Source organism: Neisseria sp. HMSC065C04, assembly GCF_001815375.1.
Lineage (GTDB): Bacteria > Pseudomonadota > Gammaproteobacteria > Burkholderiales > Neisseriaceae > Neisseria > Neisseria flavescens_D.
The window spans coordinates 344,984-361,050 of sequence record NZ_KV820422.1; the positions used below are offsets into that span (position 1 = coordinate 344,984).

Consider the following 16,067-nt stretch of genomic DNA (forward strand, 5'->3'; position numbering starts at 1 on the left):
ATGGAACAGAAAAGGAAACGGCCTATACTGTTGCAGGTTATTGTTGGGATGATGGTAGTGGCAGCAGTTTTATGGCCGGTTGTAGTGTGGCAGTACATCAAAGATGTAGGGTTTGAGGCAATAAGCGAAGCATACGAAAGTACAAGTGGACGTTGGGGGTGGTTTGAATTTTGGTTAGGAAATTTTCATTTGCTTGTGCAAGTGATATTGATGCTGGTTAGTGCTGTTGGGCTATGGAGAGGTAAGGATTGGGCGCGTAGATTGTGGCTGTATGGCTGTATACTGTATATCGTCTACAATATGGTCGGTTATTTGGTTTCCCCTAGGAACGGTTTTCCATTGTTGGATGTCATCATTCGTGTTGCAATTTGTTACAGCTTGTTTTGCTTACATCCCAAGGATTATTTTCAGACTCAAGAAAATAAAACTTAAGAAGGCCGTCTGAAATATGAAAAAGATTTTACTATTGGCTGGATTGCTGATTGCCGCATTTTATGCCGGAATGAAAGTACAGGCATTTATCTATGAGGATACCTGCTTGGACTTGGGAGGCGGAAAGAATCCCGGAAACTATCCAATTTGCGTGGTAGAGAAATAATCTTACTCAATAAGACCGTCTGTAATTTCAGACGGCATACCGATTTATTTTTAATTGGGCGATAAGCCCGCTGTAACAACAAAAACAAAAAAGGAAGCCCCATGTTTTTATGGCTCGCACATTTCAGCAACTGGTTAACCGGTCTGAATATTTTTCAATACACCACATTCCGTGCCGTGATGGCTGCGCTGACTGCTTTGGCGTTTTCTCTATTGCTTGGTCCGTGGACCATCCGCAAACTGACTGCGCTTAAAGTCGGCCAAGCCGTCCGTACCGACGGCCCTCAAACCCACCTGATCAAAAACGGTACGCCAACCATGGGCGGCTCGCTGATTTTGACCGCCATTACCGTGTCCACAATCTTGTGGGGTAACTGGGCAAATCCTTATATCTGGATTCTCTTAGGCGTCTTGCTTGCTACCGGCGCACTCGGTTTTTACGACGACTGGCGCAAAGTGGTTTATAAAGACCCTAACGGCGTGTCTGCCAAATTCAAAATGGTGTGGCAGTCCAGCGTTGCCATCATTGCCGGTTTGGCGTTGTTCTACCTTGCGACAAATTCCGCCAACAATATCCTGATTGTTCCCTTCTTCAAACAAGTTGCCTTGCCGCTTGGTGTAGTCGGCTTCTTGGTATTGTCCTACCTGACCATCGTCGGCACATCCAATGCTGTTAACCTGACCGACGGATTGGACGGCTTGGCTGCATTCCCCGTTGTACTTGTCGCAGCCGGTCTTGCCATCTTTGCTTATGCCAGCGGCCACTCCCAATTTGCCCAATACCTGCAATTACCTTACGTTGCCGGCGCAAACGAAGTGGTGATTTTCTGTACCGCCATGTGTGGCGCGTGTCTTGGCTTTTTGTGGTTTAACGCTTATCCGGCACAAGTCTTTATGGGCGACGTCGGCGCGCTCGCGCTTGGTGCGGCACTCGGTACCGTTGCCGTTATCATCCGTCAAGAATTTGTCCTCGTCATCATGGGCGGCCTGTTTGTTGTTGAAGCCATTTCCGTTATGTTGCAGGTCGGTTGGTACAAACGCACCAAAAAACGCATCTTCCTGATGGCACCGATTCATCACCATTACGAACAAAAAGGCTGGAAAGAAACTCAAGTCGTCGTCCGTTTCTGGATTATCACCATCGTCTTGGTGCTGATTGGATTGAGTACCCTCAAAATCCGCTAAATCTCCAAAGGCCGTCTGAAAGTTTCAGACGGCCATTATGTAAGGTAAGCATGCTTGCCTGAATCCTCTATTTCAAAAATAAATTCCGCAATAATCCACACAGAAAGTCTCCAAACATGTACCAATCTTTCGGCGGCGCAACCGGCATCCGCACCCTGACCGACCGTTTCTACGACCTAATGGAACTTGAGCCACAATACCAAGCCTTGCGCCAAATGCACGGCGAAGACATGACCCTGATACGCGAAAAGCTCTACGAATTTTTCAGCGGCTGGCTCGGCGGCCCGCAACTCTTTGTCGAAAAATACGGCCATCCCCAACTGCGCGCCCGCCATATGCCTTTTGCCGTCAACGTACAAGTCCGCAACGAATGGATCGCCTGCTTTGCCCAAGCCATGAGCGAACTGGACATCGACAAAGCACTTGCCGAACCAGTGTTAATCCAAGTTTTTGCTATGGCAGATTGGTGTCGTAACCAAAACGAAGACGGTATCGAACCGCCTATGCCGCCAATGGCGGTTGACCCATGGGTGCGCACACCGGAATTGCAGCAGATTTTGAGTAGCTACGGTGTAAACGGATTTTTTGAGGAATTTTCAGATTAAGTCTGTTTGAAAATGCTGCTATGACATTAAAGAATATAAGAGAGAATGTAAAATGAAAAATTGGTTAAGAAGAATAGCAGTTGCTTTGTTTGGATTCGGACAGATGGCTAATGCAAGTGATATCCCAAATTTTGCAGAAACAGAGCAAGAAGCCAAACAAGGGAATGCTGCATCCCAATTTAATTTAGGTTTGATGTATTACTTGGGGAAAGGGGCTACCAAAGATTATAAACAGGCAGAACATTGGTTCCGTAGAGCGGCAGAACAGGGGGATGTTGAAGCGCAGAGCAATCTAGGGGGATTATATTATAAGGGACAAGGTGTTGCTCAAGATTATGAGCAAGCCAAATATTGGTTTCAAAAAGCTGCTGCACAAGGCTTTGCTAAAGCTCAGTATGATTTAGGAACAATCTATTTTTTTGGTAAAGGCATTGAACAAGATTATGATCAAGCAGCTCAATGGTATGAAAAGGCGGCAGAACAAGGGTATCTTGATGCCCAATACAATTTAGCCATTATGTATGATAACGGATTAGGTGTCGGTAAAGCTCCTGAGAAGGCGTTCCAATGGTATCGAAAGGCGGCGGAGCAGGGAGATAATCAAGCACAATATACTGTGGCTACAAGGTATATGCATGGTTTAGGCGTGCAAAAAGATTTTAAACAGGCGGTGCTATGGCTACATCGTGCAGCAGATCAAGAAAATATCAAAGCTCAATCAGATCTTGGCGTGGCTTATCATAATGGATTCGGTGTTCGTCAAGATGATAAGCAGGCCTTATATTGGTATCGTAAAGCAGCGGAGCAAGGAAATTCTGAGGCCCAATATAATTTAGGTGTTATGTATCATTACGGACAAGGTGTTCCTCAAAATCAATCTGTTGCTAAAGAATGGTTTAGCAAGGCATGCCATAATGGATCGCAACAGGGCTGTGATGCTTATCAAAAATTGGATCAGACAGGGTATTGAATCTTTTTAAAAGCCGTCTGAAAAATTAGGATAAAACAGAAATAATAATTTGAATGTAATGGATTTTAGAATGAAGGTTTCGATGAAAAAAATAATAATGGGCGTGATGGCTTGCTTTGGGTTAGGGCAGGCAGCTTTAGCTGAAAGTATTCCGGATTTTAAGAATATGTTGAGAGCTGCGGAGCAAGGAGATTCAGAAGCTCAATTAAGTATTGGAGCAATGTATGCGAATGGACAGGGTATTAGTCAAGACAACAGGCTAGCAGTGCAGTGGTTTCGTAAGGCAGCAGAGCAAGAGAATGCTAAAGCTCAATTTAACTTGGGTGTAATGTATCAGCTAGGGCAAGGTGTTGGTCAAGATTATGTACAGGCGGCAGAATGGTATCGTAAGGCTGCCGAACAGGGTGATACTGGAGCCCAAAATAATTTGGGTATGCTGTATCAAAATGGGCAAGGTGTTAGTCAAGACTATGCTCAGGCTGCAGAATGGTTTTATAGGGCTGCGAATCAGGAAAATACAGATGCTCAGTTAAATTTGGGTATGCTGTATGCTAATGGGCAAGGTGTTAGCAAAGACTATGAGCAGGCGTTGAAATGGTTTCGTAGAGCGGCTGGTCATGGAGATGCCGTAGGTCAGTATAATTTAGGTGTGGCATATGCTAACGGGGAAGGAGTGCATCAGGATTACATACAGGCTATAGGATGGTATCGTAAAGCTGCGGAACAAGGGAATGCAGATGCACAATATAATTTAGGCGATATGTATGCGAGTGGAGAAGGTGTACGTCAAGATTATGTAGAGGCGATTGAGTGGTACAGAAAGGCAGCAGAGCAGGGAGATGCTAAAGCTCAATTTAATTTGGGCGTGATGTACCTTCAAGGGCAAGGAGTTCGTCAAGATTATGTACAGGCAGCGCAGTGGCTTCGTAAAGCAGCAGAGCAAGGAAATGCTAAAGCCCAATATAATTTGGGTGTAATGTATGCCAATGGGCAAGGAGTTTATAAAGACGATGCACAGGCGGTGAGGTGGTATCACAAGGCTGCAGAACAAGATGTCGCTCAAGCGCAATTCAATTTGGGTATAATGTATGACCAAGGGAAAGGAGTTCGCCAAGATGATGTACAGGCAGTGCATTGGTATCGTAAGGCGGCAGAGCAAGGATATGCAGAAGCCCAATATAATTTTGGTGTGATGTATGCCAACGGAGAAGGTGTTCGTCAGAACTATAAGATTGCCAAAGAGTGGTTTGGTAAGGCTTGTGATAATGGATTACAACAAGGTTGTGATACTTATCGCGAATTGAATCAGGCAGGATATTGAATTTTTCTAAAGGCCGTCTGAAACCCTAGAATAAAACAGAAACAATAATTTGAAAGAAATGGATTTTAAAATGAATAAATTATTAAAAAAAATGATGGTAGCCCTGTTATCTTTGGGCTTGGTGCAGGCAGTTTGGGCGGATGCTGTGCCGGATTTTCAGGAAACGCTTCAAGCTGCGAAACAAGGGTATGCTGCAGCCCAATACAATTTGGGTCTGATGTATAACCAAGGGCAAGGAGTTCGTCAGGACTATACACAGGCGGTGCAGTGGTATCGCAAGGCGGCAGAACAAGGGGATGCAAAAGCCCAATATAATTTGGGTGTGATGTATGCCAAAGGACGAGGCGTGCGCCAAGACGATGCCGAAGCGGTCAGATGGTATTGGCAGGCGGCAGCACAGGGGTTAGTCCAAGCCCAATATAATTTGGGTGGGATGTATGCCGATGGACGAGGAGTCCGTCAAGATTATGCACAGGCAGTGCAGTGGTATCGCAAGGCTGCAGAACAAGGGTTTGCCCAAGCCCAATTTAATTTGGGTGTGATGTATTACAATGGGCAAGGTGCTCGTCAGAATCATAAGATTGCCAAAGAGTGGTTTGGCAAGGCTTGTGATAATGGATATCAACAAGGTTGTGATAATTATCGAAAATTGAATCAGACAGGATATTGAATTTTTCTAAAGGTCGTCTGAAAAAACTAGGACAAAACCAAAATGACTTTTCAAAATAAAAAAATCCTCGTTGCCGGGCTTGGCGGTACGGGTATTTCCATGATTGCCTATCTGCGCAAAACGGCGCGGAGGTTGCTGCTTATGATGCGGAGCTGAAAGCCGAGCGCGTGTCGCAAATCGGTAAGATGTTTGACGGGCTGGTGTTTTACACGGGTCGTCTGAAAGATGCGCTGGACAATGGTTTCGATATTCTGGCGCTCAGTCCCGGCATCAGCGAGCGGCAGCCGGATATTGAGGCATTCAAGCAAAACGGCGGACGCGTGTTGGGCGACATCGAATTGCTGGCAGACATTGTGAACCGCCGCGGCGACAAGGTGATTGCGATTACCGGCAGCAACGGCAAAACCACGGTAACGAGCTTGGTTGGTTATCTCTGCATCAAGTGCGGGCTGGATACCGTTATCGCGGGCAATATCGGTACGCCGGTTTTGGAGGCGGAATTGCAGCGCAAAGGCAAAAAGGCTGACGTGTGGGTGTTGGAGCTTTCCAGCTTCCAACTGGAAAACACCGAAAGCCTGCGCCCGACTGCGGCGACGGTATTGAACATTTCCGAAGACCATCTCGACCGCTACGATGACTTGCTTGATTATGCGCATACCAAGGATAAGATTTTCCGTGGCGATGGCGTGCAGGTTTTGAATGCGGACGACGTGTTCTGTCGTGCGATGAAACGGGCAGGGCGCGAGGTGAAATGGTTTTCTTTGGAACACGAAGCCGATTTTTGGTTGGAACGTGAGACAGGCCGCCTGAAACAAGGCAATGAAGATTTGATTGCCACGCAAGACATCCCGCTGCAAGGCTTGCACAATGCCGCCAATGTTATGGCTGCCGTGGCTTTGTGCGAGGCTGTCGGTTTGCCGCGCGAGGCATTGCTCGAACAAGTCAAAACCTTCCAAGGCCTGCCGCACCGAGTGGAAAAAATCGGCGAGAAAAACGGCGTGGTGTTTATCGACGACAGCAAAGGCACGAATGTCGGCGCGACCGCCGCCGCGATTGCCGGTTTGCAAAATCCTCTCTTCGTGATTTTGGGCGGCATGGGCAAAGGGCAGGACTTCACACCCCTGCGCGACGCGCTTGTCGGCAAGGCAAAAGGCGTGTTCCTGATTGGTGTCGATGCGCCGCAAATCCGTCATGATTTGGACAGCTGCGGTCTGAATATGACCGACTGCGCCACTTTGGAAGAAGCGGTTCAGACGGCATACGCCCAAGCCGAAACTGGCGATATTGTGTTGCTCAGCCCCGCCTGCGCGAGCTTCGATATGTTCAAAGGCTATGCGCACCGTTCGGAAGTGTTTATCGAAGCGTTCAAAGCTTTGTAAGGCCGTCTGAAAGATGAAAGTCGGGTTGAAAATCGGCTTGTTGGCAGTCGTGCTTTCGGCTGTCGCCGCTTTGGTGTTTTGGTTTGCCGCGCCGATTCGTTCCACGACAACCGTTACTATGCCAAGTGAAGCGCCGTTACCTGAAGATGCGGTTATCGACAGATTGGTAGTGCATAAAAGTAAGCGCACCATGTCGGCCTACTCGCAAGGCAGGCTGCTGAAAATCTATCCCATTTCGTTGGGCAAGCAACCGGTCGGGCATAAACAGTTTGAAGGCGACGGCAAAACGCCCGAAGGAAAATACCGCATCAATGAGCGTAATCCCAATAGCGGCTACCATAAAAACCTCGGCGTTTCCTACCCCAACGAAGCCGACAAAGCCTACGCGGCGGCACAAGGCAAAAGCCCGGGCGGGCTGATTAAAATCCACGGCATGAAAAACGGCTGGGGTTTTATCGGTAAAAAACACCTGCAAAGAGACTGGACCGACGGCTGCATCGCGGTAACAGACGAAGAAGTCGACGAACTCTACCGCAGCGTAAAACACAACGCGGAAATTGAGATTCTGCCGTAGGTTTTATGCCTGTTGAAGTGATGGGGCGGTTGTAACGGGTAGTTGATTGCTTATCATGCCGTCTGAAAAGCTCGACAGGGCAGGGGACTTGATACTGGGATTTTTATCTAAAATAAGCCGCCAATCCTTCCTAAGGACAGGTCAACACACTTTCTCTTTTTTGAACCGTAGATTCTGAATTGTTGGTTTGGAAATAAACCTTTAAAATAACGTTAATTCATTTTTTCAGACGGCCTCTTGCCCATTTGCAGGCCGTCTGAATATTTTATTCAAGCCGTTACGGATGTTTTCATGATTAGTCTTTCCAAAATGCTTGACCGGCCGATTGCGCGCGATGGTCGGAAGTTTGATGTTTCTCTCTTGTGGATGGTCGTCTTAATGACGGTCTTCAGCCTGATTATGATTTATTCGGCTTCTATTGCGTATGCGGCATCGGAAGGGGGCAGCCAGTTTTCTTTTGTGTCTAAGCAGGCAATGTTTATCCTGTTTACGGTGGCCATATGCTTGCCGCTTTTCCTGCTCAAGATGAGCTTCTGGCGGCGGATTATTCCGTTTTATTTTGCTGTTTCAGGTTTGCTATTGCTGCTGGTTTTGTTTGTCGGCCGCGAGATTAACGGCGCGACGCGCTGGATTCATATCGGACCGCTCAACCTGCAACCGACTGAATTTTTCAAATTGGCGACGGTCTTGTACTTGTCCAGCCTGTTTACGCGCCGTGAAGAAATGTTGCGCGATTTGGATTCTTTGGGTTGGTCGTCTTTGTTTACCGGTATTAGCGATTTGGTGTGCAGCCCTTTTAAAAGTGAAGCTTGGGTAAGGGTAAAGGAACGCTTCCGCAAGTTTAAGACCTTGATTCTGCCGATTATGTTGGTGGCGGTCGGTTTGGTTTTGATTATGGGTCAGCCGGACTTTGGCTCATTTGTCGTGATTGTCGTGATTACCATGGGTATGCTGTTTTTGGCAGGTTTTCCGTGGAAGTATTTTGCCGTATTGGTGGCGACCGTTGTGAGCGGTATGGGCTTATTGATTTTGGCTGCACCTTACCGTATGGCGCGTGTAGCGGCGTTTTTGGACCCTTGGAGCGATCCTTTGGGTAAAGGCTATCAGCTGACGCATTCCTTGATGGCGATTGCGCGCGGCAGCTGGTTTGGCGAGGGTTTGGGCGCAAGTTTGGAAAAACGTTTCTATCTGCCGGAAGCGCACACGGACTTTATTTTTGCCGTCATCGGCGAAGAATTCGGCTTTTTAGGGATGCTGGTTTTGGTGTTCTGCTACGGCTGGCTGGTGTGGCGCGCGTTTTCCATTGGCAAACAGGCGCGTGATTCGGGCTTGATGTTCAGCGCGTACATCGCCAACGGCATCGGCATTTGGATTGGTATTCAAAGTTTCTTCAATATCGGTGTAAACATCGGTATCCTGCCCACTAAAGGCCTGACTTTGCCGTTTATGTCTTACGGCGGTTCGGCTGTCTTTATCATGCTGGTGTGCATTACTTTGTTATTGCGCATTGATTATGAAAACCGCCAAAAAATGCGCGGTTATTCGGTGGAGTAAAACCATGAGCGGTAAAACTTTTATGCTGATGGCTGGCGGTACGGGCGGTCATATTTTCCCTGCATTGGCGGTTGCCGAGTCGCTGCAAAAGCGCGGCCATCATGTGATTTGGCTGGGCAGTCAGGATTCGATGGAAGAGCGTATCGTGCCGCAATACGGCATACGCTTGGAAACGCTGGCCATTAAAGGTATCCGCGGCAATGGTATCAAGCGCAAGCTGATGTTGCCGTTTACGCTGTATAAAACCGTCCGCGCGGCGCAGCAGATTATTAAGAAACACCGTGTCGAGTGCGTTATCGGTTTTGGCGGTTTCGTTACTTTCCCCGGTGGCTTGGCGGCAAAAATTTCCGGGGTGCCGATTGTGATTCACGAGCAAAACGCCGTAGCCGGTTTGTCCAACCGCCAACTGTCGCGTTGGGCAAAACGTGTTCTGTATGCTTTCCCCAAAGCCTTTCAACATGAAGGCGGATTGGTGGGTAACCCTGTCCGTGCCGATATTGCGGCATTGCCTGTTCCCGAAGAACGCTTTGAAAACCGTCAAGGCCGTCTGAAAGTTTTGGTGGTGGGAGGCAGTTTGGGTGCGGATGTGTTGAACAAAACCGTTCCGCAGGCTTTGGCATTATTGCCTGAGGAGGCCCGTCCGCAAATGTATCATCAGTCAGGCCGCAATAAATTGGGCAACCTACAGGCGGATTACGATGCGTTGGGTGTGCAGGCCGAGTGCGTCGAATTTATTACCGATATGGTATCCGCCTATCGTGATGCCGATTTGGTGATTTGCCGTGCCGGCGCGCTGACGATTGCCGAATTGACGGCTGCCGGTTTGGGTGCATTGCTGGTGCCGTATCCGCACGCGGTGGACGACCATCAAACAGCTAATGCGCGCTTTATGGTGCAAGCCGAAGCTGGTTTGCTGCTACCGCAAACCCAACTGACGGCAGAAAAACTGGCCGAAATCCTCGGCGGTTTGAACCGTGAAAAATGCCTGAAATGGGCGAAAAATGCCCGTACCTTGGCGTTACCGCACAGTGCGGACGATGTGGCGGAAATTGCCATATCTTGTACCGAATAAGCAGGCAGACTTTGTTCAAGGCCGTCTGAAAAGTTAATTAACGGCGTTTCAGACGGCCTTTATTGCTTTTGTTAAAATTCCTTTACAATAAAAGCATAGCGCAGAAGCGGATAGCCCTTTAAAATAACGCCTTTACGTACTAAAAACCAACCGGAACGCAACGTTATGATGAAAAATCGAGTGACCAACATCCATTTTGTCGGAATCGGCGGCGTCGGCATGAGCGGTATTGCCGAAGTTTTACACAATTTGGGCTTTAAAGTTTCCGGTTCGGATCAGGCGCGTAATGCCGTTACTGAGCATTTGAGCGCTCTCGGCATCCAAGTTTACCCAGGTCATACTGCCGAACACGTCAATGGCGCCGACGTGGTTGTTACCTCTACTGCGGTTAAAAAAGACAATCCTGAGGTTGTTGCCGCGCTGGAACAGCAAATCCCCGTCATTCCGCGCGCGTTGATGTTGGCAGAATTGATGCGCTTCCGTGATGGTATCGCCATTGCCGGTACGCACGGTAAAACCACAACCACCAGCCTGACCGCTTCTATTCTCGGTGCAGCAGGTCTTGACCCGACTTTCGTTATCGGCGGCAAGCTCAACGCCGCAGGTACCAACGCCCGTTTGGGTAAAGGTGAATACATTGTTGCCGAAGCCGACGAATCCGATGCCTCTTTCCTGTATCTGACGCCGATTATGTCCGTCGTGACCAATATCGACGAAGACCATATGGACACTTACGGACACAGCGTTGAGAAACTGCATCAGGCGTTTGTGGACTTCATCCACCGTATGCCGTTTTACGGTAAGGCCTTTTTGTGTATCGACAGCGAACACGTCCGCGCGATTTTGCCCAAAGTGAGTAAACCTTATGCTACTTACGGCTTGGACGATACTGCCGATATCTACGCAACCGATATTGAAAACATCGGCGCGCAAATGAAATTTACCGTTCATGTTCAAATGAAAGGACATGAGCAAGAGCCGTTTGAGGTTGTTTTGAATATGCCTGGCCGCCACAACGTCCTCAATGCATTGGCAGCTATCGGCGTTGCGCTGGAAGTTGGTGCATCGGTTGAAGCCATTCAAAAAGGCTTGCTCGGCTTTGAAGGTGTCGGCCGTCGCTTCCAAAAATATGGCGACATTAAATTACCAAACGGCGGAACCGCTTTGCTGGTGGACGATTATGGCCACCATCCTGTCGAAATGGCGGCAACTCTGGCCGCCGCACGCGGCGCATACCCTGAAAAACGTTTGGTCTTGGCTTTCCAACCACACCGCTATACCCGCACACGTGATTTGTTCGAAGATTTCACCAAAGTCCTCAATACCGTTGATGCGCTGGTGTTGACCGAAGTTTATGCCGCAGGCGAAGAGCCGATTGCCGCAGCCGATTCCCGCGCTCTGGCACGCGCCATCCGCGTATTGGGCAAACTTGAGCCAATTTACTGCGAAAACGTTGCCGACCTGCCGCAAATGTTGCTGAATGTTTTGCAGGACGGCGATGTCGTTCTGAATATGGGTGCCGGCAGCATCAACCGAGTTCCGTCTGCATTGGTGGAATTGTCGAAACAATCATAATAAACAGGCATATTGGCCTTTGAGGACAGATAGGTCGTCTGAACAATATTTCAGACGGCCTGTATCAGTATTTAAGAAAGTAGAAATTATGCAGAATTTTGGCAAAGTGGCCGTGTTGATGGGTGGCTTCTCCAGCGAGCGCGAAGTTTCTCTGGACAGCGGCGCCGCTATCTTGGCTGCCTTGAAAAGCAAAGGCGTCGATGCCCATGCGTTCGACCCCAAAGAAACCCCGTTGTCTGAATTGAAAACCCAAGGGTTTCAGACAGCCTTCAATATTTTGCACGGCACTTTCGGCGAAGATGGCGCGATTCAAGGCGCGTTGGAACTGATGGGTATTCCTTATACCGGCAGCGGTGTGGCCGCTTCCGCGCTGGGTATGGACAAATACCGTTGCAAACTGATTTGGCAGGCCGTGGGCTTGCCTGTCCCTGAATTTGCCGTATTGCATGACGACAGCGACTTTGATGCTGTTGAGGAAAAATTAGGCCTGCCGATGTTTGTGAAACCTGCCTCAGAAGGCAGCAGCGTCGGCGTGGTAAAAGTAAAAGAAAAAGGCCGTCTGAAAAGCGTTTACGAAGAATTGAAACATTTGCAGGGCGAAATCATTGCCGAACGCTTTATCGGCGGCGGCGAGTATTCTTGCCCGGTATTGAACGGCAAAGGCCTGCCGAGCATTCATATTATTCCAGCTACCGAGTTTTACGACTACGAGGCTAAATACAACCGCGACGATACGGTTTATCAATGTCCGTCGGAAGATTTGAGCGAGGATGAGGAAAACCTGATGCGCGAACTGGCCGTGCGTGGCGCGCAGGCAATTGGTGCGGACGGCTGTTCGCGCGTGGATTTTCTGAAAGATACGGACGGTAAACTGTATCTCTTGGAAATCAATACCTTGCCCGGTATGACCAGCCACAGTTTGGTGCCAAAATCTGCAGGCCATACCGGCTTGGATTTTGCTGATTTATGTATTGAGATTTTGAAGACCGCTCATGTGGGATGATGCAGGCGCACTGGGTCGGCTGACCCGCCGGCTATTGGTGCTGATGACCTTTCTACTGATAGGTTCGGGCATAGCTTGGCTTTACAATTCAAAATATTTCCCAGTGAAACAGATTGCCATTCAGGGTAAGCTGAAATATGCTTCCGGCAAAGAATTGCAAACCGTTGCACGAGAGCATATCAGGGGTAATATGTTCCGCGCCGATATTGATTCGGCGCAGGCCGCTTTTCAGGAATTGCCTTGGATTGACTCGGCAATGGTACGCCGCCGTTTTCCGGAAACTGTGGAAATTATCCTGACCGAGCGTGTGCCGGTTGCACACTGGCGCGCTGGCGGCTTGGTGGACAGTAAGGGCAATGTGTTTGCCGCAAGTCTGAAACAGGACCTGCCTATATTTGAAGGGCAGCAGGGGACAGGCAAAGACATGGTCAAACATTATGCGGACTTTTCCGGTATTTTGAGTCCGTTGAAACTGACCATCAAAGAATTGATCTACACGCCGCGTTCGGCATGGCTGCTTGTATTGAACAACGGCATTACCGTGCGTTTGGGGCGTGAAAACGAAATCAAACGTTTGCAGCAGTTTGCCCAGATTTGGCCATCACTGCTGCGTAAAAAACAAAGTCGTATCGAGTATGTCGATATGCGTTATAAGGATGGTTTTTCAGTCCGTTACAGGCCGTCTGAAAATCCTTCCGACAGTGAATAGCCGATTAGACGTGAAGCAATCTTGTTTCAAAAATAATCAAACCGTCAGTCAGACAACATAGCGAACGAGCAATTATGGAACAACAAAATAAATATATCAGTGCCTTAGACATTGGTACGTCCAAGGTCATCGCCTTAATCGGTGAGATTCGGGAAGATAACGAAATCCACATTGTTGGCTTGGGTCAAAGCCCTTCACGCGGCCTGCGTGCAGGTATGGTGACCAACATTGACGCCACTGCACAAGCCATTCGTCAGGCGGTAGAAGATGCCGAGCTGATGGCAGATACCAAAATTTCCCACGTCGTTACCGGTATTGCCGGTAACCATATCCGCAGCCTGAATTCACAAGGCGTAGTAAAAATTAAAGATGGCGAAGTATCGCAAGCCGACATCGATCGTGCCATCGAAACTGCCAAAGCCATCAATATTCCGCCTGATCACAATATTTTACATACCGTGGTTCAAGAGTACATCATCGACAACCAACCCGGTGTGAAAGAGCCTATCGGCATGAGCGGCGTGCGTTTGGATACCCGTGTACACATCATCACCGGTGCGAACACTGCTTTGCAAAATATCCAAAAATGTATCCAACGTTGCGGCCTGCAAATGGATCAAATCATGCTTCAGCCTTTGGCAAGCGGTCACGCCGTTTTGACTGAAGACGAAAAAGATTTGGGTGTGTGTGTCATTGATATCGGTGGCGGTACAACCGACATCGCGGTTTATACCAATGGTGCAATCCGCCATACCGCGGTTATTCCTGTTGCTGGCGATTTGATTACCAAAGACTTGGCACAAGCCTTGCGTACGCCGCACAGTGCAGCCGAGTACATCAAAATCCATTACGGTGCTGCCATTCCGACTATGGACGGCTTGGATGAAATGATTGAAGTTCCTAGCGTTGGCGACCGTCAATCGCGTCAAATTTCACGCCGTGTATTGGCTGAAATCATCGGCCCGCGCGTAGAAGAGATTTTGGAATTAACGCTGAACGAATTGCGCCGCTCTGGTTTCCCTGAAGAAGTGTTGACTTCCGGTATCGTTTTGACCGGTGGTGCTTCTATGCTGACCGGTATTGTTGAGTTGGCTGAAGAAGTCTTCAATCTGCCGGCCCGTATCGGTGTGCCGCAAGAAATGGGTGGTGTATCCGAGCGTATCCGCAATCCACGCTATTCAACAGCGATTGGCCTGCTTCAGACGGCCTATGCTGCCGAAGAGGGGGAGCAAACCAGCCGAACCGGTGCGATTGCCCTGAATGATTCAGGCAAAAAAATGGGTCTGTGGGAAAAAATCCAAAGATTCTTCAGAGACAATTTCTGATAAAAGTTTTCAGGGCAGGCGGTGTACCAACCGTTTGTCCTGAATATTTAAGTGGGATTAAACGGTTTTAAATAATTGCCAAGTGGATAATTTAAAACTTGTATATTTTCTGTTAAAAAATGTAGTAAAAATATAACGCCGACAGCCGAATGGTAAGAAGATTTTTGCCAGTATCTGGATACTTCTTATATAATACGGATAATGAGTTATTTTTGAACCGTCCTTATAAAGCGGGGCGCGGAGGATTATTGAATGGAATTTGTTTACGACGTAGCAGAATCAGCAACGAGCCCTGCTGTTATTAAAGTTATCGGTTTGGGTGGTGGCGGCTGTAATGCCATCAACAACATGGTTGCCAACACTATTCATGGTGTTGAGTTCATCAGTGCCAATACCGATGCGCAATCATTGGCTAAAAACAATGCGGCTAAACGCATTCAATTGGGTACAAACCTGACTCGCGGTTTAGGTGCCGGTGCAAATCCTGAAATTGGCCGCGCCGCTGCTCAAGAAGATCGTGAAGCCATCGAAGATGCTATCCGTGGTGCAAACATGCTGTTCATCACGACCGGTATGGGTGGCGGTACAGGTACCGGCTCTGCTCCTGTTGTGGCTGAAATCGCTAAAGAAATGGGTATCCTGACCGTTGCGGTTGTAACCCGTCCGTTTGCTTACGAAGGCAAACGCGTACATATCGCTCAAGCAGGTTTGGATCAGCTCAAAGAGCGTGTCGATTCCCTGATTATTATCCCTAACGACAAATTGATGACTGCCTTGGGCGAAGACGTGACCATGCGTGAAGCTTTCCGTGCGGCCGACAATGTACTGCGTGATGCTGTTGCCGGTATTTCCGAAGTGGTGACTTGCCCGAGCGACATGATCAACTTGGACTTCGCCGACGTGAAAACCGTGATGAGCAATCGCGGTATCGCCATGATGGGTTCAGGTTTCGCGCAAGGTATCGCCCGTGCCCGTTTGGCTACCGATCAAGCTATCTCCAGCCCGCTCTTGGATAACGTTACTTTGGATGGCGCACGCGGTGTATTGGTAAACATTACCACTGCTCCTGGTTGCCTGAAAATGTCTGAGTTCAACGAGATTATGCGTATCGTCAACCAAAATGCACACCCTGAAGTGGAATGCAAATTTGGTGCTGCCGAAGACGAGAGCATGAGCGAAGACGCTATCCGTATTACCATTATTGCTACCGGCTTGAAAGAAAACGGTACTGACAACCAACTGCGTGCTGCTGCCCGTACCCAACAATTGGTACGCGGTGCGGAAGAAGCACCTCAAGCTCAAAGCCAAAGTAGTGCTGAAAGCCTGGTTCGTACCAACCGCAATATCCGTTCTATGAATCTGACTGCTGCTGATTTCAGCAACCAGTCTGTACTGGATGACTTTGAAATTCCAGCTATCTTGCGCCGTCAGCAACATACTTCTGAGAAATAATCAGGATCATGTATGAAAAGACCTGCCTTAAAGGCGGGTCTTTTTTATTAGCAGAATAAACTTAAGGCCGTCTGAA

At 48.5% G+C, this 16,067-nt stretch carries 15 protein-coding genes and 1 pseudogene; all 16 read left to right on the top strand.

The window, feature by feature from the left end; all coding sequences use genetic code 11:
* The 16 genes and pseudogenes from HMPREF3022_RS10595 (at position 1) to ftsZ (ending at position 15,991) form a co-directional block, all read left to right on the top strand.
* A complete protein-coding gene (locus HMPREF3022_RS10595; RefSeq protein ID WP_070765622.1) occupies positions 1-432 on the top strand; it encodes a hypothetical protein in 432 nt (143 codons plus the stop codon).
* Positions 433-448: 16 nt separating this feature from the next.
* The gene (locus HMPREF3022_RS11780) at positions 449-598 is read left to right on the top strand and encodes a hypothetical protein (RefSeq protein WP_003748282.1); all 150 of its coding nucleotides are present in this window, start codon (positions 449-451) and stop codon (positions 596-598) included.
* 101 nt (positions 599-699) lie between these two features.
* Complete coding sequence (gene mraY / locus HMPREF3022_RS10600) at positions 700-1,782, top strand: phospho-N-acetylmuramoyl-pentapeptide-transferase (RefSeq protein ID WP_004518887.1); 1,083 nt, start codon at positions 700-702, stop codon at positions 1,780-1,782.
* Between the two features lie 116 nt (positions 1,783-1,898).
* A complete protein-coding gene (locus HMPREF3022_RS10605; RefSeq protein ID WP_070765623.1) occupies positions 1,899-2,387 on the top strand; it encodes a group II truncated hemoglobin in 489 nt (162 codons plus the stop codon).
* A 52-nt stretch (positions 2,388-2,439) separates the two neighbouring features.
* Positions 2,440-3,357: an SEL1-like repeat protein gene (locus tag HMPREF3022_RS10610; RefSeq protein WP_070765624.1), complete on the top strand. Its 918-nt coding sequence runs from the start codon at positions 2,440-2,442 to the stop codon at positions 3,355-3,357.
* A 70-nt stretch (positions 3,358-3,427) separates the two neighbouring features.
* Positions 3,428-4,678 (top strand): tetratricopeptide repeat protein, encoded by a 1,251-nt coding sequence (locus HMPREF3022_RS10615; RefSeq protein ID WP_283119075.1) that lies wholly within the window; start codon positions 3,428-3,430, stop codon positions 4,676-4,678.
* Between the two features lie 70 nt (positions 4,679-4,748).
* Positions 4,749-5,348 (top strand): tetratricopeptide repeat protein, encoded by a 600-nt coding sequence (locus tag HMPREF3022_RS10620; protein ID WP_070765682.1) that lies wholly within the window; start codon positions 4,749-4,751, stop codon positions 5,346-5,348.
* Positions 5,349-5,390: 42 nt separating this feature from the next.
* Positions 5,391-6,727: pseudogene (gene murD, locus HMPREF3022_RS10625) on the top strand (UDP-N-acetylmuramoyl-L-alanine--D-glutamate ligase).
* Positions 6,728-6,740: 13 nt separating this feature from the next.
* Positions 6,741-7,301 (top strand): L,D-transpeptidase family protein, encoded by a 561-nt coding sequence (locus HMPREF3022_RS10630; RefSeq protein WP_070765626.1) that lies wholly within the window; start codon positions 6,741-6,743, stop codon positions 7,299-7,301.
* 291 nt (positions 7,302-7,592) lie between these two features.
* A complete protein-coding gene (gene ftsW / locus HMPREF3022_RS10635; protein ID WP_070765627.1) occupies positions 7,593-8,855 on the top strand; it encodes a putative lipid II flippase FtsW in 1,263 nt (420 codons plus the stop codon).
* A 4-nt stretch (positions 8,856-8,859) separates the two neighbouring features.
* Complete coding sequence (gene murG / locus HMPREF3022_RS10640; protein WP_070765628.1) at positions 8,860-9,927, top strand: undecaprenyldiphospho-muramoylpentapeptide beta-N-acetylglucosaminyltransferase; 1,068 nt, start codon at positions 8,860-8,862, stop codon at positions 9,925-9,927.
* Between the two features lie 165 nt (positions 9,928-10,092).
* On the top strand, positions 10,093-11,502 hold the full coding sequence (gene murC / locus HMPREF3022_RS10645; RefSeq protein ID WP_063069306.1) for a UDP-N-acetylmuramate--L-alanine ligase: 1,410 nt from the start codon (positions 10,093-10,095) through the stop codon (positions 11,500-11,502).
* Positions 11,503-11,590: 88 nt separating this feature from the next.
* Entirely contained in the window at positions 11,591-12,505 is a 915-nt protein-coding gene (locus tag HMPREF3022_RS10650) for a D-alanine--D-alanine ligase (RefSeq protein WP_070765629.1), read from the top strand.
* A complete protein-coding gene (locus tag HMPREF3022_RS10655) occupies positions 12,495-13,214 on the top strand; it encodes a cell division protein FtsQ/DivIB (protein ID WP_049331910.1) in 720 nt (239 codons plus the stop codon). The genes HMPREF3022_RS10650 and HMPREF3022_RS10655 overlap by 11 nt, the downstream gene beginning before the upstream one ends.
* Positions 13,215-13,288: 74 nt before the next feature.
* Positions 13,289-14,539 (top strand): cell division protein FtsA, encoded by a 1,251-nt coding sequence (gene ftsA, locus HMPREF3022_RS10660; protein WP_004518873.1) that lies wholly within the window; start codon positions 13,289-13,291, stop codon positions 14,537-14,539.
* Between the two features lie 252 nt (positions 14,540-14,791).
* On the top strand, positions 14,792-15,991 hold the full coding sequence (gene ftsZ / locus HMPREF3022_RS10665) for a cell division protein FtsZ (RefSeq protein ID WP_070765630.1): 1,200 nt from the start codon (positions 14,792-14,794) through the stop codon (positions 15,989-15,991).
* Positions 15,992-16,067 lie beyond the last annotated feature (76 nt).